Genomic DNA, 25,733 nt, shown 5'->3' on the forward strand with positions numbered 1-25,733 from the left:
CCGCCCGCCGGTTGCGTTGCCATCATGGGTTCGGTTGCGCCGACGGCGGCCCGGACGATCGATCGAGAGGGCCCGAAAGCGCCTCGGCACCGGTCCGCCAGCGAGCCACGACCGCGAGCAATTCATCGACGCGGTGGGCGCAGGAGTGTCGCGTTCTGATCGTCGCAAGCCCATGCTCGACGAGCGACCGACGCAGCGACGCATCATCGCGAACGGCTTTGAGATGTTTCGCCATCTCGGCACCATCGCGGGCCATGAGGAAATCCTGCCCGACATCGAAAAGTCCCTCGCTGTCCGACCATGGCGCCGAAACGAGTGGAATGCCGCAAGCGAGAGCTTCGAACACGCGGATGGTCGGGATACCCGGCAGCCTGTCGGTATAGAACCGTCGCGGCACATGGACGGTCGCCCGATACTGAGCGAAGACGCCGGGCGCGGCGGCATTCGGGAGCCAACCGTGATAGGCCGCTCCGTAGCGCCGCAGCGTCGCGAGTGCCTCGGCGGGATAGCGAACACCGAAGATATCGAGGCCAAGATCGAGCGCCTGCGCTGGGCCGAAAAGATACGTCTCGAGTTCCGCGCTGCGTTCGCCGTCCCCCCAATTGCCGATCCAGACGAGGCCACGACGCTCGCCCTCCTGGGCTGGCGGTCGGAACACCGCCGTGTCGGCGGCCTCGTGCCAAACGACGACACGGTCGCCCCAGCCCCAGCGTCGATAGACGGCCGCCAGTGTTTCGCCGAACGCCAGGACCCCGTCATAGGCGTCGAGATCGAAGGCGCGGATCGCCTCAGGATCGCTGACGGCGCGATGATGCGTATCGTGAAACAGCAGCGTGAAGGCTGCGCCTGCCCGGCGCAGCCTCCCGATCCCGGCGACAACGGCCGGATCGTTCCATTCGTGTACCAACACGACGTCGGAGCCATCGCACAGGGCCTCAAGATCGGCCTCTGGCCCATAGCTGGTCGAGGTGAGGGTCGGATAAGCGCTGCGATAGGCGTCGAGCCCGGTCTCACCGGCATCCCGCAAGAGGTTATCGAGGCTCCAGGCGTTGACGGGCTCGTAGGCCACAACATCGTGACCCTGCCGGATCAGCTCGCTCAATACACCGCGGAGGAAATGCGCGTTGCCATGGTTCCAGCACGCGGCGAGCGAATGCGTGAAATAGGCAATTTTCACGACGCCATAGCCCTCGGCGGGTCGATCAAGCACCGGTAGAGACGCATCATCTCCCGGGAGAAGGGCTCCAGACCAAACACCCGCGATCGGTTGCGCGCCGCCTCGGCATAGTCGGCCCGGAGCGCCGGATCCGACAAGAGCCGGCCGATGGCGGCCGCCAGGGCTTCGGGATCATCGGTCGGCACGAAGAGAGCGGCATCATGCCAAAGTTCGGTGAAACTCTCGATGTCGCTCAGCACCAGGGCGCAACCCGATTGCGCCGCTTCAAGCACCGCAAGGCCGAAGGGCTCGTATAAAGCCGGCGACGCATAGAGAGGGCGCGCGGCAAATTCGGCGCGCATGGCGGCTTCCGGCAAGGGTCCGAGCATCTCGATCCGCTCGAATGACGCGTGTGCGCCGTTCGGTCCATCGGTCGGCCCGGCCGCGCGAAACGGCACATGATGCAGGCCCGCCGCGCGATCGAGCAAGCCGAGGTTCTTGCCATCGTCCCACAAGCGGCCGGCCGTGAACACAGCATCGAGCGGAGGCGTCGCGACCAGCGCCTCTGGCGCGACGCGTCCGTTGTAGACGACCTCGGGAAGCGCCGCCAAACCGTAGACCCGTTGCGTCATCTCGGCAAAGGCGCGCGTCGGCGCCACCAAGGTCGATGCGGATCGGTATCCACGCCGAACGAGGTCGGTGCGCCACATGAAATCATCCGGCAACGGCGTGCCGCGGACGGCCGCCCACCAGGTCGCGACGCAAGAATGACAAACCGCGAGGACCGGCACCTCGAATGGCGTCGATGCCGCAAGCGCCGGATGATTGAGGTGAACCAGATCTGCCCCTTCGCGGACCGCGAGATCCGCCAGCGCCGCACCGGCCTGTTCGACCTCGCTCGCTTGTGTCGCGAGCCATTCGGGTGCCAGCCCCGTTTCGATCACGTCGATTCCGGCATCGGCCGCCGAGGCCCGCTTATCCTCGTCGAGCTCCGGCCCGAGTACCGCCAGCACGACCCTCATGTCGTGCCGGACGAGATCACGCCCGAGATCGAGCGAATAGGACCAGATGCCGCCAACCGCATCGGTCGTCATCACGATGGAACTTCGGTCGGTCGGCATCAGCAGGCCGAGCAGCAGAAGATTTCGAGATCCGGTAGCGGCACGGGTCGTTCCTCCTGGATGTCGCTGAAAGCCTCGAATTGCGCCAGATAATGTTCATGCGCCCGTTCCCAGGCTCGCGCATCCGGCATCCCCCACAGCTTCCGATAATCCGGGGAGCTCGGGTAGGGATAGAGCGGCACGGGGTCGTTGGCCCAAACACCGTGCTGGCGCAACTGCTCGCGCCACGCCGTCACCAAGGCGGGATCGTCCATCGCGGTCTCGATGAGATTGGCCTGCACGAAAGGCACCGACCGGCGGGCATGGATCAGACGATCGGCGAGATCGTCGGTCGTCATGCGGCATTGTTTATCGAGAGTCGCCCGGCCCTCGACCGTCAGGCTCTCGACCCCCGCCTCGATCGAGACGCAACCTGCCGCGCCGAGCAGATCGAGCATCTCGGGCTTCCACAGATCGATCCGGGTCTGGATGCCGAACTCGATCGGCCGAAGCACCAGCGCGTCGAGCAAGGGCTTGTTGGGCAGAAAAATCTCGTCGATGAAATACACATAGGCGACGCCCTGCGCGATCAATCCGTCGATCTCGGCCAGCAGTGGCTGTAAGTCGCGTTTGCGATATTTGTCGCGGAAATCGATCTTGGCGCAAAACGAGCAATGATAAGGGCAACCGCGCGATGCCTCGACCTCGGCACCGGGCCGATCCGGGGTTCGGTCGAACCGGTGATGATGGTGACGATGCCGCGCCACCCAGTCATCGGGCCAGCGCAACGCTGGCAAATTGCTGAATTCGGACGCATGCGGGCCGCCGGTAACGCGGATTTCCGCGCCGTGCGCGAAGGCGATCGATGGAACGGTCTGCAGGTCGGTTGCCTCGGCAAGACGCAGCACGATCTCCTCGCATTCGCCGCGCACCACGACATCGACGCCGAGTTTTCGCAGCGTCGTCTCCGGCGTCACAGAGCCATGCGGCCCAACCGCGACAGTCCGGCCGCCGCGCGAACCGATGCCAGCCAGAAGCGCACGCGGTACGCGCAATTCAGGCTGGGCGCATCGCCAGAACAAATAGGTCGGAGCCGTGGTCACGACCGTCATGTCGGGCGCGAAAGCCGCGACGGTTTCGGCGAGCTCGTCGTTCGGCGTCTCGCAGAGGTGACCGTCGAGCATCAGAACATCGTGCCCGTTCGCCTCGAGCAAAGCCTTCGCATAGCCGAGTTCCAGGGGCAGATGCGGCGATCGGCAACCGAAATAAATGCTCTGGCCGAAATCCCAACATGGATTGACGAGTGCGACCCTCATGGTTCCTGCGTCTCCCGCATCATGCCAGCCGGCATGCGAAACCCGCGTTGCTCGGCCAACCAACCCACCAGACCCGCGACACCCGTCTGCCAGTCGATTGGTCGACGCAAATCGAGCGCCTCCGAAATGGCCCGCCGGTCCGACACGTAATATTTTTGGTCGCCGGCGCGCCAATCCGAAGTGTCGATCCGGATCGGCCGCCCGACAAGCCCCTCAAGATGACGCAGCAGTTGTCGCAGGCTGACGGCGTTGGATGGCCCTCCGCCAAGGTTAAAGGCTCGCCCCTTGATCCGGTCGATGTTGCGCCACGCTCCGATATAGGCCGCGACAGCATCTGAGACGTCGAGGATATCGCGCACCTGACATCCGTCGCCGAAGATCGAGATCGGCCGGTCCTCGAGGGCCCGAATGGCAAAATGCGCGACCCAGCCCTGATCCTCGGTCCCCATCTGGCGCGGCCCATAGATACAGCTCATCCGCATCACGGCCGTCGGAATGCCGAATGAGCGGGCGTAGTCGAGCACATATTGATCGGCGGCTCCCTTCGAGCAGCCGTAAGGCGTGTGAAAGTCGAGCGGTCTCGCCTCGCCGATCCCAAAATCCCGAATGTGGCGATCGGATGGCACATAAGCGTCGTTGGTCAGATCGAGCGTCACATCGCCGAGGTCGCCGTAAACCTTGTTGGTCGAGGCGAAGATCATCGGCGGTGGCACGGGCCGGCGGCGCAGCGCTTCGAGAAGCAACACCGTCGCCTGAATGTTGATGCCGAAATCGTCGAGCGGATCGACCAGACTGGTCGTCACCGCGACTTGGGCTGCCAGATGAAACACGACATCGGCGGAGGCGGCGGCCTCGCTCAGCAGCGCATCATTGCGGATATCGGCCTGGATCGGGGTGATCCGGTCGCCGTATTGCCCCATCAACCACTCGAGGTTCCTCTCGGTGCCGGCGCGGGCGAGCGAGTCGAACACCACGACATGATGCCCCTCGCGCAGCAGGCGATGCGCGAGATTGCACCCGATGAAGCCCGCGCCGCCCGTGACCAAGACCCGTTGCGGCCGATCCAAACTCGGGTCCGCCGACGCGGTCACGCCACCAATCCCCGCGCTTCGAGTTCCTGACGCGCCTCATGGACCCGATCCTGCGCGGTCTGTCCGGCCACCCATTCGGCGAGCTCGGCCAAGCCTTCGCGGAAGTCACACAGCGGCTCAAAGCCGAGGTCCTCGATCGCCTTGTCGATATCAGGGATACAGTGCCGAATATCACCGGCTCGCGTTTTGCCGGCCAGCTCCGGCTTCAGATCCGGCCGTCCCATCGCTTCGGCCAGGAGAGTCGCGACATCGTTGACGGACCGATCCTCGCCGCTGCCGATATTGAAGACGCCACCCGCTGCCTTGGGATGGTCGAGCGCCAGTAGGAAGGCGCGTGCCACATCCTCCACATGGATGAAATCGCGGCGCTGTTGGCCATCCTCGAAGATGATGGGCGACTTGCCGTTGTGGAGGCGCGACGCGAAGATCGCCAGAACCCCGGTATAGGGATTGGAGAGAGCTTGGCCCGGCCCGTAGGCGTTCCAAAGCCGAAGCGCGACACCTTCCATGCCGTAAGCCGGCGCGAGCGTCAGGGTGAGCCGCTCCTGCACAAATTTCGTGATCGCATAGACCGAGGCCAGCGCCGGACGTTTCCATTCGGGTGTCGGAACCGGCTCCATCGGCCTGCCGTCGGGACCGAGCGGATCCCAACTCGCCTGCGCGTCGACCCGAGGTTGGCGCATGACATCTTCGTGCAGCTTGCCGTCGCTGTCCCGATAAAGCCCTTCCCCGTAGATGCTCATCGAGGAGGCGACAACGACCCGTTTCACCGGATTGTCGAGCAAAGCTTGAAACAAGGTCGCGGTGCCGAGATCGTTGACCGAGACATAACGATCGATCGCATACATGCTCTGGCCGACACCGACTTCAGCCGCCAAATGCACGACTTTGTCGACGCCCTGCAAAACGCGGGCGAGCTTTCCGGCGTCACGAACATCGCCCGCGACGAACTCCACCGCCGGATCGATCGATGTCGCTGACGCGTCGCCATGGACCTGCTCGATCAGATTATCGAGAATACGGACATGATCCCCGCGTGCCAGGAGTTGCTTGGCCACAAAACGCCCGATGAAACCCGCGCCACCGGTGATGAGGATCGTCTCTGACATTCAACTTCCTTTGTTGGTCAAGCTTAACGCACGTCCAAAGAGCAGGTTGCGTCGACGGATCATTGTTGATCAAGCGAATGTCGGAAGCCGGACCAAAAAACCATACCACAACGACGGCTCGTTGTACCGCGTTGTTCCGCAGGTGTTGACGTAGGGTTAGCTATCGGTTACTCCCAAGTTGGAACAACGCGGAACAACATGATGGCAGAGCGTCGCTACACGGCATCGAAGACGAAGGCGCAAGGGCGTCCCGGCTGGAGCATCAGCTTCCGCCATCCTCTCCGCAACGATACGAATGGCAAGCCCGGCCTCAAGATGCGGCGTGGCCTCGGAACGACGGATGATGTCGAAGCGGAGCGGCTGGCATCCGAAATGAACGCGATCCTGGCCGACCCGGCTTGGTGGAATGCCACCAAACAATCAGAGGCCGCGCGCCTGTTCTCGGCGCCGGTTGTGGCGGCGTTCTACGACGAAATCCAGGCGGGCTGGCCCGATCCCTGGGCGATCCGTGAAGACCGCATTCCGCTACCGACCGCCGATGATGGCTATTCCCGCGTCATGCTGGTTGGCACGACCGGAGCCGGGAAGACGAGCCTGCTGCGGCATCTGATCGGCTCGGACCCCGAGCGGGACCGGTTTCCATCCACCTCGACGGCGAAGACGACGGTATCGGATATCGAGGTCGTGCTGGCGGACGGCGGCTTCTCGGCGGTCGTGACGTTTTTCTCGGAATTCTGGGTGCGGGCCAATCTAGAGGAATGCGTGGCGGACGCTTGTTCGGCCGTCTGGGAGCGCGCCGACACCGAACGGATCGCCGAACGCTTGCTCAATCATCGCGACCAGCGTTTCCGCCTGACCTATACGCTTGGCTCCTGGGCCGCCGAGTCGCATGTGGTCGACGAGAATGACTGGGACTTCGAACCGAGTGTCGCCTTGCCGTCGATCGAGGACGAGCGCGCGATCGGCGATGACGAACGCGACGCCAACACCAGGATGCTGCAATCCTTCGTCGATCGCATCCGCGCCTTGAGTGGACGCGTCGCTCACGCCCTGTCGTTGGAACGCGATACGGACGTGCTGCGCCTCGCAGGGTCGGAGCGGGACGAGGCCCAAGGCGTCTTCGAGGAACGACTTCAGGACGACGACGACTTCGACGCGCTGATTCACGACATCATGGACGAGATCCGCCGCCGCTTCGACGGCATCCGAGCCGGGACGCTGCACCATCATCAGTCGGGATGGCCGGCCACATGGGTGCTGGATGAGGCGGACCGGGACGCATTCATCCGTCAGATCCGCTGGTTTTCCAGTAATTATGCGCCGCAATTCGGGCGATTATTGACCCCAATGGTCGAGGGCATCCGGGTGCGGGGGCCTCTGTTCCCAACCTTCACGCAGAGCCGGCCCCGGCTGGTGCTGCTCGACGGGCAGGGCCTCGGCCATACGCCCGACGTCTCGGCCAGCATTACGACGCAGATCACCCGCCGCTTCGCCGATGTCGACGCGATCCTCCTGGTCGACAATGCCCAGCAGCCGATGCAGGCCTCCGCTTTGGCGGTGGTGCGATCTGCGGCCGCCAGCGGGCATCAGCAAAAGCTCGGCATCGCGTTCACGCATTTCGATCACGTCAAAGGCGTCAACTTGCCGACCTTCGCGAGCAAGCGGGCGCATGTCATGGCGTCGGTCGCCAACGGGCTGACGGCCCTGCGCGACGTGCTCGGCGCTCCGATCGTCCGCTCCATCGAGCGCAGCATCGACCGGCAATGTTTTATGCTCGGTGCACTCGACCAGCCGAGCGACAAGCTGCCTCTGGGTGTCAAAAGCGAACTCGGCCGCATGCTCGCGTTCTTCGAGACCGCCATCGAGCCGGAACCCGCGATCGCGGTGCATCCGGTCTACCATCCCGACGGCTTGATCCTTGCGGTGCAAGGCGCGGCCCGTGCGTTCCGTCGGCCCTGGGCCGCCAGGCTCGGGCTCGGATCGCACGAGAGCGTCCCCAAAGAACATTGGGCCCGCATCAGAGCGCTCAACCGGCGGATCGCGGGAGAAATCGGCAACGAATATGACACGCTGCGTCCGGCCGCCGATCTCCTCGGCCGGCTGACCGAAGAGGTGTCGCGCTATCTCGATCATCCCGCCGCCTGGGAGCCACGGCACCCGGACGAGGACGAGGCCGAGGCGGTGCTGTCGCAGATCAGGCGGCAAGTCGCTCGCGACGTAACCGAACTCGCAGCGCGGCGGCTGATCCAGGAACCGCTCCGCGACTGGCGCAACGCCTTCGAGGTTTCCGGTAAGGGCTCCACGTTCGACCGAGCCCAGCGCATCGCCGCCATCTACGAACGCGGCGCGCCGATCGCCTCGACCGTGGTGACGGAGACCTCGGCCGACTTCATCAAGGACATGCGCCGCCTCGTCTACCAAGCCATCCGCGATTGCGGCGGCAAGCTCGACGTCTCCTCGACGCTGTAACGCCCTAAACCCCGTCCGACGCAAGCCGCCCCTCACCGGGGAACGCCCCCGGCTTGCCTGATGTCCGCCCTCGCCGCTCTGCCGCTCACCGGCCGGGCAAAGCCGACGCTTGCCCGATCTTCAACCCAACAGGAGCCTAACGCCTTGCTCGACCCCTCGCTCGACCTGCCCACGCCATGGGCCTTGATCAACACGGTGCCGCGGTACCGCCGCGAGAGCGGCGTCGCCTGCGTGGCGATCCTGGCCGGCATCAGCGACCGTGAGGCCCGACGATCACTGTTCGGCATGGACGCAACGGCCATACCGGATGTTCACAAGATCGGCTTGGCTTTGCGCTACCACGGCCTTCGTCTCGCGCCAGACATGACACCATTCTGGGAAGCCGATTACCGTGATTTGCCCCGGCACGCCTTGCTGGCACTCGATCCGTGGACGCCGAGAACATGCGCGACAGGCCTGTGGCCCTGGGCGGTTTGGGATGCCAATCGCAAGAGGATTCTGGGTCCTCGCAAGCGCTTGAGACCGATGGTGGTCGGTCATCTCACGGTCGAGCGCGTGTCATGACCGTCGCTGGCCACGTCGACGCCTCAGCCGGCCGTTTTGCCCTGCTGGTCGAGGGCTTGCACATCGGCATCCGACAAGCCGATCGACGCCGCTGCGACATTCTCCTCGAGATGTGCGAGGCTGCCCGTGCCGGGGATGGGCAGCATCACCGGTGATCGCTTGAGCACCCAAGCCAGGGCCACTTGGCTCGGTGTCGCCCCGAGGCGCGTCGCGATCTCGGTCAAGACAGACCCGGGCCGCGCCAGCTTCCCCGCCGCGAGTGGATACCAGGGAATGAAGCCAATGCCCTCGGCCGTGCAGAAATCCAGCACCGCCTCACTTTTGCGGGTCACGAGATTATATTCGTTCTGCACCGTCGCGACCTTGAAGTGTTTCTGCGCGGCCTTGATGTCCGCGACCCCAACCTCGCTGAGCCCGACGTGCCGGATCAGCCCTTCCGCCTGCATGGCCGCGATGGCGCCGAATTGCTCGTCGCGGGGGACTTTGGGATCGATCCGATGCAACTGCCACAGGCCGATCTGCTCGACGCCGAGCCGCCGCAAGCTCATCAACACGCATTGCCGGAGATATTCGGGGCGGCCAAGCGGCGCCCATAGGTTCGGCCCGTGTCGGGTGAGGCCGCCTTTGGTGGCGATCAGCATGTCCTTGTAAGGATGCAGCACCTCGCGAATGAGATCTTCGCTGACATCCGGCCCATAGCTGTCGGCCGTATCGATGAAGTCGATCCCGAGTTCCGGGACGCGGCGCAGCGTGGCACGTGCCATGTCTCCATCATCCGGGTCACCCCAAATGCCTTTGCCGGTAATCCGCATGGCGCCAAAGCCCAGGCGGTTGACCGTGATGCCACCCCCGATGGTGAACTGGCCAGAGGCAGTGGCGGAGGGGGTCTGCGACATGGGCGGGTTTCTCTGGTGAGGGGCGCGCGACGGGAGCGCCCGCGTCCCTTACCTGATTAGCCCATCGGCCGTTTTCAACCGACCGATGGGTTCTCTGCTGGTCAGTACGCGAAGGGGTTCGGGCCGCCGAAGGGCGCCTGAGCGACGCGGAACGGCAGCTGCACGAAGCGCCCTGCGGCCATCACGGGGCCACCCACCAACGTCAGGGGCGAATTGCCCTGAGCCGGGAAGATGGCGTTGATGGCCTCGAACGGCAGGCTGACGATCCGACCGGCAAACGCGACCGGAGCCGTGATCAACACCGCGGGTCCGGCGTAGGGGTTATAGACGGGCGCTTGCGGCGCGACCGGAACATAGGCTTGGCGCGGCTGACGTGTGCCACCCACCGTGAGCGGGCGATAGACGCTTTGGGCCGAGGCCGCGAGATCGCTGCTCACAAGAGCTGCGAGCGCCAGGGCTGCGACGGCGGCTGTGCCACCGGCGCGGTTGAACTTCACCATCATACTCTCCTAATCGACGGTTTGACGGCCGTACCTCCACAACCCAAAAGGGGCCAGATCAAGGCTGTTAGGCCCCTCGGTCGGCGATCCTTAAGATAGTGTTACCGACGGAACACGCGCCACCAAGGGGTTTGGAACCCAAGCGTAAGCGCGAGTGTTGAGTGCAGTAAGGCGCGCAAACAGCCACAAAAAGGAGCACCGATGCGACACATGAAGGCACTTGGCTTGACCGCCTTGGCGGCCGCGATGCTGACGGCATCGATCCCCGCTAGGGCGCAGGATTATGGTTACGGCTTCAATGGCTACGGCGATGGCGGCCCCCGCTATGAGCGACGCGTCGACGATGGCGATCATTGGCGCCACCGGTGGGACGACGGCTATCATCGCGACTGGGGTCATGGCGATCACTGGGACCATGACGACTGGCGCCATCACCGCCATTGGCATCGCCCGCCGCCGCCCGATTTCGACGATCAGGATTGATCGTCGATCGCGCGGCTCCAGCTGACGTGAAGCGAGACCCCGGCCATCGTGCCGGAGTTTTTTTATTGAGCAAATCGTCAAAGCCAGCGCGCCGCCGCGGCAGCATCCTTGTCTTTTGCCTCGACCCAATCGCCGGTCGAGCCATCGCGTCGGTGCTCTCGCTTCCAGAATGGCGCGCGCGTCTTCATGTAATCCATCAGGAAATCAGCCGCAGCAAAGGCCGCGTCGCGATGCGCCGAGGCCGTCACGACGAGGACGATCTGCTCCCCCGGGAGGATGGTCCCATAGCGATGGATGATTTGAACGCCGAGAAGCGGCCAACGCGCCTCGGCATCTGCGGCCACGCGCGCAATCTCGGCTTCGGCCATGCCGGGATAATGTTCGATCTCGAGCGCATCGAGCGTTCCGGCCTCGTCGCGGCAAAGACCCGTGAAGGTCACGACGGCGCCGACATCCGTGCGCCCATCCGTCAGCGCAGCCGTCGTTGCGGCAGCATCGAACGCCTCGCGCTGAACCGCGATCGACGCCATGATTAGCCGCCCGTCATCGGCGGGAAGAATGCGATCTCGCGCACCCCCGCGAGCGGCGCGTTGGGCTTGGCGTGAACATGATCGAGAGCCGCGCGGATCGTCGACGGAGTGTCGAACGCATGGGCATAGCCTTCGTCTTTGCGGCTGAGCCATGCCATGAGATCGGCCACGGTGAGGACATCGGCCGGAAGATCGAGCTCTTCTTCGGCTTTGCCGATGCGCTCGCGGACCCAGGCGAAATAGATGGCTCTCACGCCCTTACTCCATGATGTAGCGAAGGCCGGCCTTCATGTAGTCCCACCCCGTGTAGATCGTCAGGAGCGCCGCGATCCACAAGAGGCCGAGCCCGATTGTGATCGTCCCCGGCAGCACCACCTCACCGGCAGGTCCAGCGATCAAAAACCCGATCGCCACGAGTTGCAGGGTCGTCTTGTATTTTGCGACCCGACTGACCGGGACCGACACCTGGAGTTCGCTGAGAAACTCCCGTAATCCCGAAACGAGGATCTCACGGCTGAGGATCACGATGGCGGCCCAAAGCGACCAGCCCTCAATCGAATGATTGCCGACCAGAACCATAAGGGTCGCGGCGACCAAGAGCTTATCGGCGATTGGATCGAGCATGCGGCCGAGAGAGGATTGTTGGGACCAGGCGCGCGCCAGATAACCGTCGAAAAAATCCGTCACGGCCGCGACGACAAACACTCCGAGAACGGCCCAGCGCATCCAAAGCGCGTCGGATGTCATGAAGCCGCCGACCACCACGGGAACCGCGACGAGGCGGCCGTAGGTCAAAATGTTCGGCAGGTTCCAGTTCCGTCCGCGCATCTCGACCGTTGAAAGAGCCATGATCCGAGGGAACATGGCGAGGGTGGCGGCGTCAAGCTCGGACAATGCCAAAATCATGATCCGAGGACCCGGCGCGCCTCATCGCCGGGCCGCGCGCGGACAATCGCCCGCGCATTCTGCCTCAACGGCGGAGCGGCAGACTGGCCTTCGCCACCGGAAGCTCGAACAAATCGCTCACATCGACATCGAGGCGCCGTCGCCAATTCGGGCGCTCGTTATCGGTGCCCGGAAGGTTGACGGCGACGCGTTCGCCCACGAGATCATCGGCTTGCGCCATCACCAGCATCGAGGGGGTCGAGCCGACGAAGCGGTGAATGGCGCCGACCAGTTCGGAACCAGCATCGGGATTGTCGGCGAGACCCGGTGCGCCGAGGACCTCGGCCAGCTTCACGCGTTCGATCGCGCGGTCCGCCTCGGCCTTGTCGGCCTCCTCCGGCGTGAACGAGCCGATGGCGCGACGCTCCTCGATCTCGAGCCCATGCCACCAGCCCGAGAGCGTCGGCAGATCATGAGTCGACACGCAGGCGACCGCCTTTTCGGGATAGGCGCTGGCCGGATCGAAACCAAGCCCCTCCTTCTCGCGCTCGAAAAACACGACGCGATAGCTCAGGATATCGGCTGCCGCCATTCGGTCGCGGAAGCCTGGTGCCACTGTCCCGAGATCCTCGCCGATCACGAGACATTTGGCCCGGTGGCTCTCGAGCGACAACTCGCCGATCATTTCTTCCATTGGATAGTGCACATAAGCTCCGGCCGATCCCGGAGCATTGTCGGGGATCCAGAACAGCCGTGACAGACCCATGGCGTGGTCGATCCGCAGCGCTCCCGCATGCCGCATATTGGCGGCCAGGAGGGTCGCGAACGTGTCGAGCCAAGCCCGGCCCGGGACCGCCGGGTTGGGCGGCGGGAGTGCCCAGGTCTGGCCATTGGCCGAAAAGGCATCCGGCGGCGCTCCGACTGAGACGCCGGTCGCATAGACGCCCTGGTTGGCCCAGGATTCGGCCCCGTCATTCGCCGTGCCGACCGCGAGATCGCGATAAAAGCCGAAGTTCAAGCCCGCAGCGCGGCCCGCGGCAGCGGCCGCACCGAACTGCCGATCCGCCAGCCATTGCAGATAGATCTGAAAGAAGAAGTCGCCGGTGTTGGTGCCCGCAAATTCCGCGATCCCAGCCGCTTCCGGTCGTCGCAACCCGTCCGGCCACTCCCACCAGGGCTGACCTTGGCGCTCTGCCTCAATCGCCATGAAGGCGGCGAAATGGGCGAGCGACGTTCCCCCATCTCGGGCGAAGCTTTCGAAATCCCGAATGTCGGCGTCGTCGCGCGATTGTTTGCGACGCGCATCGAACACGTCGAAGGCGACGCGAAGCACCGTCTTTTTCAAGGACCAGACGCCGGGATAGGCGACATTCTTGAGCGCCCGCAGCGCCGCGATGGCGCCAGCCTGATCGTCCAACGCCTTTTTGACCAGCGGCGAACCGCAGACCACGTCCGGCGAGGTCACATCGATGTAGATCGGATCGAGGTAGCGCCGATCGGACGGGTGATAAGGGCTAGCGCGATCGCGATGCTCGGCGAAGAGCGCATGAAGCGGATTGAGGCCGACGAGTTCGGCCCCGTGCCGCCCGGCCGCATCGGCGAAACGGGCGAGCGTCGAAAAGTCGCCAATGCCCTGATCCGCAGCGCTCCGCAGCGTATAGAGATGCGCCGCGATCCCGAAGGCTTTGTGGCCGCCGAGCAGTTCCGGAGGCAGGTAGCACCGAGAGGGCGCAACCGTCAGCGCACAGATGATCGTCGGATCGCTATCGACCCAGAGGCGATGTCGCCCGATTGGCTGGCTGGGGATGGGTAGGTGATAGGCGGGTGCAGGGCGCCCGTCGGATCCCACCGCTGCGCTCCGCTGGGCATCGTCCAGGTTGAGCCAAATCGAATCGCTCGATCCATCTTCCCGCGCGATGGTAAGACGCAACCGCCCGCCGAGGCGTCGGCTGGCCGCGACCCGCACGATCGGTCGTTGGCCTTCCCACGCCACGAGACTGGCCGGCAGAAGACGCCGCTCGCGGCGTTGTGAGAGAAGATCGAGGCTATCGCGCACCTCGCCGCTGGACCCGACCGCGAGGCCCATGCTTGTCAATAAGGCCAGCTTGGTCTGGCCGGTGACGACATGACGAACACCATTCATCTCGGACCAGTCGGGCGCGATCCCGGCCGCAATCGCGAGCCGGTCGACAAGCTCAGGCGCGAGAGGACGCGAGGTGGTTCCGGTGACGCTCCCCGGCTCTTCGACCAGGGCCACGACGCTTCGGGGCGCGACATCAAGGCCGCTCTCGCCCGCGTGGCGGCGCGTTGTGGCGGCGTCGGGCTCGGCCGTATCGAGAACAAGCCGCCAACTATGCCCGGTTCGAACTTCCGGCAAGATAACCTGAAGCGGCTCGAAGCCGCTGTGATGGATGATGGTGACGCGGTTCGGCGTCTCATCCTCGGAGCCTTCGGCGTTGAGAACCTCGATCAATGTCCGTGTCGCGGGATGCTCCCAATCCCAGGCCTGGGGAGCCTGCCCATCAGGCCGCCGCCATTCGATGTCGGGGTAACGCTGACCCTCGGCAAAGTCGCCGGTCAGAAAATGGTCCGCCGTGATGGCCGGATTGGCCAGGCGGATCGCGATCAGTTGCCGGATGAAGCTCGAGAGCTCGTCGGGACGCGACCAGTCGGTCCAGGCCGTCTCATTGTCCTGCGCGTAGGCGTTGTTGTTGCCTCCTTGTGTCAGGCCGCGTTCGACGCTGGGGCCGAGCATGGGTGTCCCGCGCGACAACAACAGGGTCGCGAGCAGGTTGCGCTGATCCCGCAGGCGACCGGCATTGACGCCGTGATCGTCCGTTTCGCCTTCGATGCTGCAGTTCCAGGACCAGTTCTGGTGGCCGCCGTCGCGGTTCTGCTCGCCGTTCCGATCGTTTCGCTTGCCCGTATACGAGACGAGATCGCGAAGCGTGAAACCATCATGGGCCGTGATGAAGTTGATGCTGCGCGAGGGGCGCCGCTTGGCCCAGAACAGATCGGCCGAGCCGGTCACGCGGGGCGCGAGTTCGGCCGGGGCGGCGTCGCCACGCCAGAAGCGACGAGCCGCATCCCGATAGCGATCGTTCCATTCGGCCCAAGGGGCCGAGAATCCACCCACCCGGTAACCGCCCGGCCCCATGTCCCAGGGTTCGGCCACGAGCTTGAGATTGCGGAGCAGCGGATCCTGCTCGATGGCGGTCAGCAGCGACCCCTGCTGTTCGAAGCCCTCGGCCCGGCGACCGAGCGTCGTTGCGAGGTCGAAACGGAAGCCGTTGATGCCGCCCAGCCGCGCCCAGTTGCGGAGCGAGTCGAGCACGAGGCGCACCACCGGGGCGCGATCCGCCGCCAGGATGTTGCCGCAGGCGGAATCGTTGATGTAGAGCGCCGGATTGTCGGGGCGAAGTCGATAATAGGACGCGTTGTCGAGACCACGGAGCGACAAGGTCGGGCCGAGTTCGTCGCTCTCGCCGGTATGGTTGTAGACGACGTCGAGGATGACCTCGATACCGGCAGCATTCAAGGCGGCGGTCGCGGCGCGGACCTCGGCCCAGCCGCCGGGCGCGAGACGCAGGTCGGGAACCGAGAAGGCGACGGGATTATAGCCCCAGTAATCGGTCAATCCGAGCGGCGGCAAATGCCGCTCGTCGATCCAGGCCGCGGCCGGCATCAATTCAACCGTGGTGATGCCGAGTTTGACGAGATGATCCACGCCTGCCGGAGACGCCAAACCCGCGAATGTGCCGCGTAATGCCTCTGGCACGCCGGGATGCAGCTTGGTGTAGCCCCGCACATGCAATTCGCTGATGACCGTGCGGGGCCATCCGGCGCCATCACGCCACGGCTCGACTCCGGTGGGCGCCACAACAACGCCCTTCGGCATCGCGAACGCACTGTCGGTGTCGTCACGGGCATCGCTACCGGCCACGAACCCGTACATCGAGGGATGGAGCACGAACGGCCGATCGAGCGCCAGCGCATGCGGGTCGATCAGCAGTTTGGCGGAATTGAACCGATGCCCCCGGCCGGGATCATACGGCCCATGCGCCCGCAATCCGTAACGGGCGCCCTCGACAACCCCGGAAATATGCGCGTGGAACACGTCCCCGGTCCGCTCGAACAAGCGGATGCGTTCGAGTTCCTGATCGCCCGTCTCATCGAAGAGACAGACGTCGATCGCATCGGCATTCGCCGAAAACACGGCGACGTTCAAGCCATCGCCCTGCAGTGTCACCCCGAGCGGCTCGGGAGAACCCGCCGATACCCGGCGAACCCCAAGACTCATGTGATGACCGACGGTTCGGTCCGGCCCGTATGCTGCTCGATCCCGGCGATCGATCGTGAGAGGCCGATCAGGGTTTTCAGCGCATCGCCCGTCTCGCGATCGAGACGCTCTGGGCCGGGCTCGAACGTCTCGATATAGACCCGCAAGGTCGCTCCCGCCGTTCCGGTTCCCGAGAGGCGATAGACGATCCGCGAGCCGTCCACGAACAGAAGGCGGATCCCCTGATGCGCTGAATCCGACCCGTCGACCGGATCGTGGTAGGCGAAATCGTCGGCGTTGGCGATCGTCAAACCGTCGAGCGTCTGCCCCTTCAAGGTCGGCAACTTGGCGCGCAGTTCAGTGACCAGCACGTTTGCGCCTTCGGCCGGCACTTCCTCGTAATCGTGACGGGCGTAATAATTGCGCCCGTAGGTTGCCCAATGATCCTGCATGATGGCCTGAACGCTGGTCTTGCGAACCGCCAGGATATTAAGCCAGAGCAGCACGGCCCAGAGGCCGTCCTTCTCGCGCACATGGCTCGACCCCGTGCCGGCGCTCTCCTCGCCGCAGATGGTCGCCATCCCCGCGTCGAGCAGGTTGCCGAAGAACTTCCAGCCGGTCGGGGTCTCGTAACAGGCGAGACCCTTCTTCTGCGCGACGCGATCGGCCGCGCCGCTGGTCGGCATCGAGCGGGCGATCCCGGCCAAGCCGCCTTTATAACCCGGCGCCAGATGCGCATTGGCCGCGAGGGCCGCGAGACTGTCGGACGGGGTCACGAAGATCCCGCGCCCGATGATGAGATTGCGATCCCCATCGCCATCGGAGGCGGCGCAGAGGTCGGGCGCACCCGTCGGGGCCATCGCGAGATCGTAGATTTGCTTGGCATGGACCAGATTGGGATCGGGGTGATGCCCGCCGAAATCCGGCAGCGGTATGCCGTTGATGACCGTCCCGGCCCCGGAACCGAGCACGTCTTCCAAAATCTTGGTCGCATAGGGGCCTGTCACGGCCGACATCGCGTCGAACGTCATTTTGAACCCGCCGGCGAACATGGCGCGGATCGCGTCGAAATCGAACAGCGTTTCCATCAGGGCCAGGTAGTCGCTCACCGGATCGACAATATCGACCCGCATCCCGGCGATCTCGTAGGTGCCGATCTGATCGAGATCGATGTCCGGCACGTCGGCAATACGATATTCGGTGATCGTTTTGGTGCGGGCGAAGACCTCGTCGGTGATCTTCTCGGGGGCGGGGCCGCCGTTGCTGGCATTGTATTTAATTCCGAAATCGCCATCCGGGCCACCCGGATTGTGGCTGGCCGACAGGATCAGGCCGCCGAACGACGAGGTCTGTCGAATGAGGTTCGAGGCCGCCGGCGTCGAGAGGATACCGCCCTGCCCGACGATGACCTGACCGAAGCCATTGGCGGCCGCCATCTTGATGACGGTCTGTATGGCTTCGCGGTTGTAGTAACGGCCGTCGCCACCGACCACGAGCGACTTGCCCGTATAGCCGCTGAGACTGTCGAAGACGGATTGGACGAAATTCTCGATATAATGCGGCTGCTGAAACACCGGGACTTTTTTGCGAAGCCCAGAGGTTCCGGGCTTTTGGTCGGTGAACGGTGTTGTTGGGATCGTCCGGATCATGCTGCCGCTCCAGCTGGCGTGTCGTCTTTGTTTTTTTCGGTGTCGGCCGCAATGGCTCGGTAGAGGTCGGCGGTTCGCCGGGCGGGCCTGCGCCAGGACACGTCGGTCGCCATGCCGGCGAGGACCATCCTGGTCCACGCGGGGGTGTCGCGATAAAGGGCCGTGGTCCGATGCAGCGCGGCCCGCAGCGCATCGGCCGTGACCGGGCTGAACTGCAAACCTGTTGCGGCACCGCTGGCCACCGCCATTTCGTTAGCGTCGACGATCGTATCGGCAAGGCCGCCGACACGCGCCACGACTGGCACCGCGCCATACCGCAAGGCACAGAGCTGCGTCAGGCCGCAAGGCTCGAACCGTGAGGGCACCAGAAGTGCGTCACTGCCGGCCTGAATCAGATGCGCGATCGGCTCGTCATAGCCGATGCGGCAGGCGATCCGGTCCGGATCGCGGACAGCGGCGGCATTGAACGCCTCCTCCATCCACCGATCGCCGGAGCCGAGAAGCACCAATTGGGCATCGAGATCGATGAGGGTCGGGATTGCCTCGAGCAGAAGATCCAAGCCCTTCTGGCTCGAGAGCCGGCTGACGACGCCAAACAACAAGGTCTCGGGTTTGACCGGCAAACCATAGGCTTTTTGCAACGCGCTTTTATTCTCGGCGCGACCGTTCAGCGATTTGGCCGAATAGGGCTTGGCCAGCATCTTGTCGGTCTCGGGGTTCCAAACCACGTCGTCGATGCCGTTGAGGATGCCGGACAGAGCCTGCGATCGGCTTCGCAACAGAACGTCGAACCCCATGCCGTTGTCCCGGGTCAAGATTTCGGTCGCGTAGGTCGGCGACACGGTCGTGATCCTGTCCGAAAAAACGATGCCGGATTTCAAGAAACTGACTTTGTCGTAATATTCGAGGCCATTCACCGTGAAGGCCTCCCAAGGAAGGCCGATCTCCGGCATGGACGAGGACGGGAAGAGACCCGGGAATGCCATATTGTGGATGGTGAAGACCGTACCGGGGGCGCGCTGCCCGCTGTAACGGAGATAAGCGGCCGTCAGCCCGGCCTGCCAGTCATGGGCATGGACGACATCGGGTCGGTAGCCGCCGATGGCACCGAGCGCGATATCGGCCCCGACGCGGCCGAGGGCTGCGAACCGAAGGACGTTGTCGGGCCAGTCCGACCCGTTCGACGCCACATAGGGATTTCCCTCGCGATTAAAGAGATGGGGGGCGTCGAGAGCGAAAATCTCGATCCCACCCGACGTGCCGGCCAAAATGCGCGCGGGCCCGCCGAACAACGTCTTGTAGGCATGCACGGCGGTCGCATCCTTAAGTCCCCGCAACACCGCCGGATAGGCCGGCAACAAGGACCGGATCGCGACATTCTCCTTGGCGAGTGCGGCCGGCAAAGCACCGGTCACATCGGCCAAGCCGCCCGTCTTGATCAGCGGAAAGAGCTCGGATGAAACCGAGAGAACCTGAAGATTCGGCAAATCGCCCTCACCGGCTCAGGTTGTCAATCATGGACTTGGTGACGAGACAAATGCCCTTGTCGGTACGACGGAATCGCGAGGCGTCGAGCCCCGGATCCTCGCCGATCACCAGACCCTCTGGGATATGCACGCCGCGGTCGATCACGACATTCTTCAGCCGGGCCGACCGACCCACCTGCACGTAGGGCATGATCACCGCGTTTTCGACATTCGCGTAGGAGTTCAGGCGAACGCCGGTGAACAGCAAGGATCGCCGCAAGAAGGCACCGGAGACCACGCACCCGCCGGACACCAGCGACGTGATCGCATGGCCGCGGCGCCCGTCGAGGTCGTGGACGAATTTGGCCGGCGGCGTGATCTCTCCATAGGTCCAGATCGGCCAATCCTTATCGAACAGGTCGAGGTCTGGGACCACATCGGTGAGATCGATATTGGCTTCCCAATAAGCATCGACCGTCCCCACATCGCGCCAGTAGGCCACGGCCTCGTTGCTCGACCGCACGCAGCTGTCGGTGAAATGATGCGCGATGGCTTTGCCATGCTTGACGAGATACGGCACGATATCCTTGCCGAAATCGTGCGCCGAGGACGGGTCGGCTGCATCGCGACGCAACTCGTCGAACAGCAGCTTGGTGTCGAAAACATAGATGCCCATGCTGGCGAGCGCCACATCGGGATTGCCGGGCATGGCCGGCGGATCCTTGGGCTTTTCGAGGAATGACAGGATCCGGTCGTTCTCATCGATATGCATCACGCCGAAGCCGACGGCTTCCATGCGGGGCACCTCGAGGCAACCTACCGTCACGTCGGCGCCCGAGTCGACGTGCTGCTGCAGCATCTTCTCGTAATCCATCTTGTAGATGTGATCACCCGCCAGCAGCACGATGAATTTCGGGTCGTAGCTTTCGATGATGTCGATGTTCTGATACACCGCGTCTGCGGTACCAAGATACCACATATCCTCGGAAACGCGCTGACTTGCCGGCAGAATGTCGAAGCTCTCGTTCCGCTCTGGCCGAAAGAAATTCCAGCCACGTTGGAGATGGCGAATGAGGCTATGGGCTTTATATTGCGTGGCGACCGCGATGCGCCGGATGCCGGAATTAAGCGCGTTCGACAGCGCAAAATCGATGATGCGGGATTTGCCGCCGAAATAGACCGCCGGCTTGGCGCGAAAGTCGGTCAATTCCATCAACCGGCTCCCACGCCCTCCAGCCAGGACATAAGCCATGGCGTGACGCGAGAGAGGTCCTTGGATGGGCGCCTTCGAGTTCATGAAATCATCTCCCCACGCGGTTTTTTTGCGGATTGATCGGCTCCAAACCGTGTCTGATTGTGCGTCACGCTTGTGAAAATTCAAAGTAGACGGTTGCGAGAGGCGGAAGGTAAATCTCCGCCGAGGCCGGAAGACCATGGGCCGGGATATCGGTCGCAACGACGCCGCCCAAATTGCCCGTCCCTGATCCACCATAGACCGATGCGTCGGTGTTCATGATCTCGCGCCAATGGCCTGCCATCGGAAGGCCAATGCGATAGGCGCTACGTGGCACCGGAGTGAAGTTCGACACGGCCGCGACCGGCGCGTCGCCCGGATTGCCGGTCCGCAGCCAAGCCAGAACAGATTGCTGCCGGTCGTCCGCCACGATCCAACGGAAGCCTTCGGGCTCGCAGTCACGCGCATAGAGTGACGGCGTGTCGCCATAGACGCGGTTGAGGTCCCGCACGAGCGCCTTCAGGCCGGCGTGGAAGGGATATTGCAGCAGATGCCAATCGAGGCTCTGCGATTCCTTCCACTCCTGCGTCTGGCCAAATTCCTGGCCCATGAACAGGAGCTTCTTGCCCGGATGCGCCCACATGAAGCCGTAATAGGCTCGCGCATTGGCGAAGCGTTGCCATTCGTCTCCAGGCATTTTCGACAGGATCGACTTTTTGCCGTGCACCACTTCGTCATGGCTGAGCGGCAGAATGAAATTTTCCGAAAAGCCGTAGAGCAGCCCGAAGGTCAGCTGATCGTGGTGCCACTGCCGATGCACCGGATCGGTCGAGATATATTCGAGCGTGTCGTGCATCCACCCCATGTTCCACTTGAAGCCGAAGCCGAGTCCGCCCGCATAAGTGGGGGCCGAGACGCCGGGCCAAGCGGTTGATTCCTCCGCGATCGTCATCGCGCCCGGGTGGAGTTCGTAGACGAGCTCGTTGACGCCTTTGAGGAACGCGACAGCCTCCCGGTTGTCGTTGGTGCCGTCCCAATTGGGCACCCACTCGCCCTCTTTCCGAGAGTAATCGAGGTAGAGCATGGACGCCACCGCATCGACCCGGAGGGCATCCACATGGAATCGCTCGAGCCAGAAGACCGCATTGGCGGCCAACATGCTGACAACCTCGCGACGGCCGAAATTATAGATCGCGGTATTCCAGTCGGGGTGGAACCCCTGCCGAGGATCGGCATGTTCGTAGAGCGCCGTTCCGTCGAATAGCGCGAGACCGTGCATGTCGACCGGAAAATGCGCCGGAACCCAGTCAAGAATGATGCCGATCCCTGCGGCGTGAGCGCGATCGACAAGGCGGGCGAACCCGTCCGGATCTCCAAAGCGACGGGTGGGTGCGAAGAGCCCGATCGGCTGATACCCCCAGGACGGATCGTAGGGATATTCGGACACCGGCATAAATTCGAGATGGGTGAAGCCCATCTCCACCGCATAGGGGATCAGGTCGTCTGCGAGTTCGTCGTAGGTCAAAAACCGATTGTCGTCGCCGCGCTTCCACGACCCGAGATGGACCTCGTAGATCGTCATCGGAGCCCGACGTCGATCGATGGTCTGACGATGTTCGAGGTAGGCGTCGTCCGTCCAGGGAAATGGCTTGGACGGCGCGACGACCGAGCCATTCTTGGGGCGGAGTTCACTCATGAAGCCGACCGGATCTGCCTTGAGTGGCAGAAGAACGCCGCCTCGCCCCACGACCTCATATTTGTAAACAGCACCCGGCTCTACGCCCGGGGCAAAGATTTCCCACAATCCGCTGCCGATGCGTTTTCGCATCTGGTGGCGTCGGCCGTCCCAATCATTGAAGCTGCCGACCGCCGAGACCCGCTCGGCATTGGGAGCCCAGACAGCGAAATTCACGCCCGTGACGCCTTCGTGTTCCATCACGTGAGCGCCAAGCCGCTCGTAGACCTCGCGATGCGTCCCCTCGGCGAATAAGTGGTCGTCGAGCGGACCGAGGACTGGACCGAACCGATATGGATCCTCGAACGTCCAGGATCCGCCGGCATTTTCAGCCTGCAGAGTATAGCGGAACGGGGCGCTTTTCGGTGCCTTGACCAAGCCCTCGAAAAAGCCAGCCGGATCCCGTTGCGTGAGTTCGACGATCGGCTTGCCTGCCGGGTCGAGAGCGGTTAGCCGATCCGCACCTGGAACGAAGGCGCGGATCACCGGACCATCTGGCGTCGCATGAAGACCGAGAACGCCGAATGGATCCCCGTGGCGAGCCGCGACGAAGGCCGTGACATCACCGTCATCTGCGCGCCAGCCGTCAATCATAGGGTTCCCCAATCTACTTACCGTGTCGTGTTCAATGCGGTTCGAACCGGTACGTTCCAGATCTCGCTCGCATATTCGGCAATCGTGCGGTCCGACGAGAACCATCCGAGGCGGGCGGTATTCAGGATGCTCGACTGCCACCAGGCTGCCCGGTCGAGCCAACGCGCATCCACCTGACGCTGCGATTCGTAATAAGCGTCGAAATCCGATGTAACGAAGAAGTGATCGTGATCCCGCAGAATATCGACGAGCCCTAGATAGCGCGAGGGGTCATCGGGCGAGAAGACACCCGACTCGACGGCGTCGAGCACCTCACCCAATTTTGGCGATGCCGCAATGACATCGCGCGCCGACAGGCCGCTGGCGCGCCGCTGCTCGACCTCGGCCGCCGTCATGCCGAAGATGAAGATGTTCTCGGCCCCGACATGTTCGAGGATTTCGACATTGGCGCCGTCGAGGGTGCCGATCGTCAAGGCTCCGTTCAGGGCGAGTTTCATATTGCCGGTGCCGGAGGCTTCCATCCCGGCGGTCGAAATCTGCTCAGAGAGATCAGCCGCCGGAATGATGGATTCGGCCAAGCTCACATTGTAATTCGGCAGGAACACGACCTTGAGCAGGCCGCGCACGGCCGGGTCACTGTTGATGACGCGTGCCACATCGTTGGCCAGTTTGATGATGAGCTTGGCCGTGTGATAGCTCGCGGCCGCCTTGCCGGCGAAGATCTTGACGCGCGGCACCCAATCCCGCCACGGCTCGGCCCGGATGGCGTTGTAGAGCGCGATGGTCTCGAGCAGATTCAGGTGCTGCCGCTTATACTCGTGGATCCGCTTGATCTGGATGTCGAACATGGCATCCGGGTCGACCGCGACATTGACGCGCGCCGCCATGACGGTCGCCAGCGCAATCTTATTGTCGCGCTTGATGGCCCGAAACCGGTCCTGAAAGCCGGCGTCGGTCGCGAGCGGCTCGATCTTTTCGAGATAGCGCGGATCATCGAGCACCTTCTCGCCCGCCACCTCGACCAGCAGCTTGGTCAGGGCAGGATTGGCCTCGTAGAGCCAACGCCGGAACGTGATTCCGTTGGTTTTGTTGGTGATCCGGTCCGGGTAGAGGCCATTGAGGTTTTTGAACACCGTCTTGCGCATCAGATCGGTGTGGAGCGCCGAAACGCCATTGACCTTGTGGGCGCCGAGGAACGCCAGCGTTCCCATCTTGATGCGGCGGCCGTGATGCTCGTCGATCAGCGAGACGGACGACAACGTGTCCGAATCGCTCGTGCCCTGAATCCGCAAACCGTCGAGATGGACGGCGTTGATGAGATAGATGAGCTGCATGTGGCGCGGTAGAAGGCGGTCCATCAGTGGAACCGGCCAAGTTTCGAGCGCCTCCGGCAGCAGCGTATGGTTCGTATAGCTCAGCGTCGCCTGTGTGATGGTCCAGGCTTTGCTCCACGGCATCGCGTGATCATCGACCAGGATCCGCATCAACTCGACCACCGCGATCGCCGGATGCGTATCGTTCAACTGGATCGCGGCCTTGTCGGCAAGCGACTCGAGCGTGCCATATTGCTTCAGGTGTCGCCGGAGAAGGTCCTGCAGAGAGGCCGAGACGAAGAAGAATTCCTGCTTGAGGCGCAATTCCTGTCCGGCCGGGGTGGCATCGCTCGGATAGAGCACCTTCGAGATCGACTCGGCTCGCACACGGTCGGCGAGCGCGCCGAAATAGTCGCCCGCGTTGAAGGCATCGAGCCGCAGCGCGTCGATGGCGCGTGCCGACCACAGCCGCAGTGTGTTGACGTGCTTGCCCCGCCAGCCCACCACCGGCGTATCATAGGCGACGGCTTCGATCGTCTCGCCCGGATGCCAGATATGGCGCGGCGTACCGTCCGGCGAATGAAGGGTCTCCACCGTCCCGCCAAAGCCGATATCATAGGCGATTTCCGGCCGCTCGAATTCCCATGGATTGCCGTTCGACAACCAGTTCTCGGGATATTCCTGCTGCCAGCCGTCTTTCACGACCTGCCGGAACAAGCCATGGTCGTAGCGGATGCCGTAGCCATAGGCTGGAATCGCCAGCGTCGCCATGCTCTCCATAAAGCAGGCGGCCAGCCGGCCGAGGCCACCATTGCCCAGCGCCGCGTCGGGCTCGATCGCACGCAACCGGTCGAGATCGACATCGAGGCCGGCTAAGGCTTCGCGCATCGTCTCGATCATACCGAGATTGGTCATGCCATCGAACAGCAGCCGGCCGATCAGAAACTCCAGCGACATGTAGTAGACGCGCTTGGTCTGGTCCGTGTTGGTGCGGTTGTAGGACTCTTGCCACCCATCGACCATGCGGTCGCGCACCGCCAGGGCAGAGGCCACGAACCAGTCGCGCTCGCTGGCGCCCGAAACGGTCTTGCCGACTGCATAATAGAGTTTGGCCACGATCGCGTCGCGCAGGGCTTGCACGTCACCCGAGCTCGGTGCGTGTAATTCCGTGGCGGACGCGCTGTGCAGAGCCGGGGCGGTGTGTTGGTCGGTCGTCATACGCGCGCCATCCTCGATGCTAAAGCGATTTGGATCACATTCGCCACAGGCGAACACGCTGGCCGGGCGACCCGGCTCATTCGCCGAAACAGCCCTCTACCAGAAGTTTCTTAAGACAATTCGGGAACCCCGCCCTGCAAGCCGCA

19 protein-coding genes are annotated in these 25,733 nt (G+C 63.5%); 3 read left to right on the plus strand and 16 right to left on the minus strand.

The annotated features are described in order from the left end of the window. Positions 1–22: 22 nt before the first annotated feature. Genes LGH83_RS12825 through LGH83_RS12845 form a run of 5 tightly spaced genes read right to left on the minus strand, consistent with a single transcriptional unit; the run spans position 23 to position 5,772 of the window. The gene (locus LGH83_RS12825) at positions 23–1,177 is read right to left on the minus strand and encodes a glycosyltransferase (protein ID WP_227401835.1); all 1,155 of its coding nucleotides are present in this window, start codon (positions 1,175–1,177) and stop codon (positions 23–25) included. Continuing rightward, complete coding sequence (locus LGH83_RS12830; RefSeq protein WP_227399010.1) at positions 1,174–2,277, minus strand: glycosyltransferase family 4 protein; 1,104 nt, start codon at positions 2,275–2,277, stop codon at positions 1,174–1,176. The genes LGH83_RS12825 and LGH83_RS12830 overlap by 4 nt, the downstream gene beginning before the upstream one ends. Beyond that, a complete protein-coding gene (locus tag LGH83_RS12835) occupies positions 2,277–3,572 on the minus strand; it encodes a TIGR04295 family B12-binding domain-containing radical SAM protein (RefSeq protein ID WP_227399011.1) in 1,296 nt (431 codons plus the stop codon). Before LGH83_RS12835 ends, LGH83_RS12830 begins: the two co-directional genes overlap by 1 nt. Continuing rightward, complete coding sequence (locus LGH83_RS12840) at positions 3,569–4,663, minus strand: SDR family NAD(P)-dependent oxidoreductase (protein ID WP_227399012.1); 1,095 nt, start codon at positions 4,661–4,663, stop codon at positions 3,569–3,571. The genes LGH83_RS12835 and LGH83_RS12840 overlap by 4 nt, the downstream gene beginning before the upstream one ends. Beyond that, positions 4,660–5,772, minus strand: coding sequence for an NAD-dependent epimerase/dehydratase family protein (locus tag LGH83_RS12845; protein WP_227399013.1), 1,113 nt, complete (start codon positions 5,770–5,772; stop codon positions 4,660–4,662). The genes LGH83_RS12840 and LGH83_RS12845 overlap by 4 nt, the downstream gene beginning before the upstream one ends. 198 nt (positions 5,773–5,970) lie before the next feature. Between LGH83_RS12845 and LGH83_RS12850 the strand changes: the two genes are divergently transcribed. Then, positions 5,971–8,241 (plus strand): hypothetical protein, encoded by a 2,271-nt coding sequence (locus LGH83_RS12850; RefSeq protein WP_227399014.1) that lies wholly within the window; start codon positions 5,971–5,973, stop codon positions 8,239–8,241. Positions 8,242–8,385: 144 nt separating this feature from the next. Then, positions 8,386–8,805, plus strand: coding sequence for a hypothetical protein (locus tag LGH83_RS12855; protein WP_227399015.1), 420 nt, complete (start codon positions 8,386–8,388; stop codon positions 8,803–8,805). Positions 8,806–8,828: 23 nt separating this feature from the next. On the opposite strand, the gene LGH83_RS12860 is transcribed toward LGH83_RS12855, so the two are convergent. Next, positions 8,829–9,701: an aldo/keto reductase gene (locus tag LGH83_RS12860; protein WP_227399016.1), complete on the minus strand. Its 873-nt coding sequence runs from the start codon at positions 9,699–9,701 to the stop codon at positions 8,829–8,831. Between the two features lie 101 nt (positions 9,702–9,802). Continuing rightward, positions 9,803–10,204 (minus strand): hypothetical protein, encoded by a 402-nt coding sequence (locus tag LGH83_RS12865; RefSeq protein WP_227399017.1) that lies wholly within the window; start codon positions 10,202–10,204, stop codon positions 9,803–9,805. A 198-nt stretch (positions 10,205–10,402) separates the two neighbouring features. Here LGH83_RS12865 and LGH83_RS12870 point away from each other — a divergent pair, with 198 nt between their 5' ends. Next, the gene (locus LGH83_RS12870; protein WP_227399018.1) at positions 10,403–10,684 is read left to right on the plus strand and encodes a hypothetical protein; all 282 of its coding nucleotides are present in this window, start codon (positions 10,403–10,405) and stop codon (positions 10,682–10,684) included. Positions 10,685–10,761: 77 nt separating this feature from the next. Here the strand turns inward: LGH83_RS12870 and LGH83_RS12875 are convergent, their stop codons facing one another. The 9 genes from LGH83_RS12875 to LGH83_RS12915 form a co-directional block, all read right to left on the minus strand. After that, on the minus strand, positions 10,762–11,214 hold the full coding sequence (locus tag LGH83_RS12875) for a molybdenum cofactor biosynthesis protein MoaE (RefSeq protein WP_227399019.1): 453 nt from the start codon (positions 11,212–11,214) through the stop codon (positions 10,762–10,764). Between the two features lie 2 nt (positions 11,215–11,216). Beyond that, the gene (moaD, locus tag LGH83_RS12880; RefSeq protein ID WP_227399020.1) at positions 11,217–11,468 is read right to left on the minus strand and encodes a molybdopterin converting factor subunit 1; all 252 of its coding nucleotides are present in this window, start codon (positions 11,466–11,468) and stop codon (positions 11,217–11,219) included. Positions 11,469–11,472: 4 nt separating this feature from the next. Continuing rightward, positions 11,473–12,063, minus strand: coding sequence for a CDP-diacylglycerol--glycerol-3-phosphate 3-phosphatidyltransferase (pgsA, locus tag LGH83_RS12885; RefSeq protein WP_227399021.1), 591 nt, complete (start codon positions 12,061–12,063; stop codon positions 11,473–11,475). 121 nt (positions 12,064–12,184) lie between these two features. Beyond that, on the minus strand, positions 12,185–16,399 hold the full coding sequence (gene glgX, locus LGH83_RS12890; protein WP_227399022.1) for a glycogen debranching protein GlgX: 4,215 nt from the start codon (positions 16,397–16,399) through the stop codon (positions 12,185–12,187). Further along, the gene (locus LGH83_RS12895; RefSeq protein WP_227399023.1) at positions 16,396–18,027 is read right to left on the minus strand and encodes an alpha-D-glucose phosphate-specific phosphoglucomutase; all 1,632 of its coding nucleotides are present in this window, start codon (positions 18,025–18,027) and stop codon (positions 16,396–16,398) included. Before LGH83_RS12895 ends, glgX begins: the two co-directional genes overlap by 4 nt. Continuing rightward, a complete protein-coding gene (gene glgA / locus LGH83_RS12900; RefSeq protein ID WP_227399024.1) occupies positions 18,024–19,514 on the minus strand; it encodes a glycogen synthase GlgA in 1,491 nt (496 codons plus the stop codon). The genes LGH83_RS12895 and glgA overlap by 4 nt, the downstream gene beginning before the upstream one ends. A gap of 7 nt (positions 19,515–19,521) precedes the next feature. Next, a complete protein-coding gene (gene glgC / locus LGH83_RS12905; RefSeq protein ID WP_131195459.1) occupies positions 19,522–20,790 on the minus strand; it encodes a glucose-1-phosphate adenylyltransferase in 1,269 nt (422 codons plus the stop codon). A 64-nt stretch (positions 20,791–20,854) separates the two neighbouring features. After that, positions 20,855–23,056, minus strand: coding sequence for a 1,4-alpha-glucan branching protein GlgB (glgB, locus tag LGH83_RS12910; protein ID WP_227399025.1), 2,202 nt, complete (start codon positions 23,054–23,056; stop codon positions 20,855–20,857). 17 nt (positions 23,057–23,073) lie between these two features. Further along, positions 23,074–25,587, minus strand: a complete 2,514-nt coding sequence (locus LGH83_RS12915; protein ID WP_227399026.1) for a glycogen/starch/alpha-glucan phosphorylase — start codon at positions 25,585–25,587, stop codon at positions 23,074–23,076. Between the last annotated feature and the right edge of the window lie 146 nt (positions 25,588–25,733).

The organism is Lichenihabitans sp. PAMC28606, from assembly GCF_020616535.1.
In the GTDB taxonomy this organism is placed as follows: Bacteria; Pseudomonadota; Alphaproteobacteria; order Rhizobiales; family Beijerinckiaceae; genus Lichenihabitans; species Lichenihabitans psoromatis.

Excerpts from the sequence above, each read along its gene's own strand:
- LGH83_RS12830 (WP_227399010.1), bottom strand. The coding sequence starts at position 2,277 with ATGCCGACCGACCGAAGTTCCATCGTGATGACGACCGATGCGGTTGGC.
- LGH83_RS12835 (WP_227399011.1), bottom strand. The coding sequence starts at position 3,572 with ATGAGGGTCGCACTCGTCAATCCATGTTGGGATTTCGGCCAGAGCATT.
- LGH83_RS12845 (WP_227399013.1), bottom strand. The coding sequence starts at position 5,772 with ATGTCAGAGACGATCCTCATCACCGGTGGCGCGGGTTTCATCGGGCGT.
- LGH83_RS12850 (WP_227399014.1), top strand. The coding sequence starts at position 5,971 with ATGATGGCAGAGCGTCGCTACACGGCATCGAAGACGAAGGCGCAAGGG.
- LGH83_RS12860 (WP_227399016.1), bottom strand. The coding sequence starts at position 9,701 with ATGTCGCAGACCCCCTCCGCCACTGCCTCTGGCCAGTTCACCATCGGG.
- LGH83_RS12865 (WP_227399017.1), bottom strand. The coding sequence starts at position 10,204 with ATGATGGTGAAGTTCAACCGCGCCGGTGGCACAGCCGCCGTCGCAGCC.
- LGH83_RS12870 (WP_227399018.1), top strand. The coding sequence starts at position 10,403 with ATGCGACACATGAAGGCACTTGGCTTGACCGCCTTGGCGGCCGCGATG.
- LGH83_RS12875 (WP_227399019.1), bottom strand. The coding sequence starts at position 11,214 with ATGGCGTCGATCGCGGTTCAGCGCGAGGCGTTCGATGCTGCCGCAACG.
- pgsA (WP_227399021.1), bottom strand. The coding sequence starts at position 12,063 with ATGGCTCTTTCAACGGTCGAGATGCGCGGACGGAACTGGAACCTGCCG.
- glgX (WP_227399022.1), bottom strand. The coding sequence starts at position 16,399 with ATGAGTCTTGGGGTTCGCCGGGTATCGGCGGGTTCTCCCGAGCCGCTC.
- LGH83_RS12895 (WP_227399023.1), bottom strand. The coding sequence starts at position 18,027 with ATGATCCGGACGATCCCAACAACACCGTTCACCGACCAAAAGCCCGGA.
- glgC (WP_131195459.1), bottom strand. The coding sequence starts at position 20,790 with ATGAACTCGAAGGCGCCCATCCAAGGACCTCTCTCGCGTCACGCCATG.
- glgB (WP_227399025.1), bottom strand. The coding sequence starts at position 23,056 with ATGATTGACGGCTGGCGCGCAGATGACGGTGATGTCACGGCCTTCGTC.
- LGH83_RS12915 (WP_227399026.1), bottom strand. The coding sequence starts at position 25,587 with ATGACGACCGACCAACACACCGCCCCGGCTCTGCACAGCGCGTCCGCC.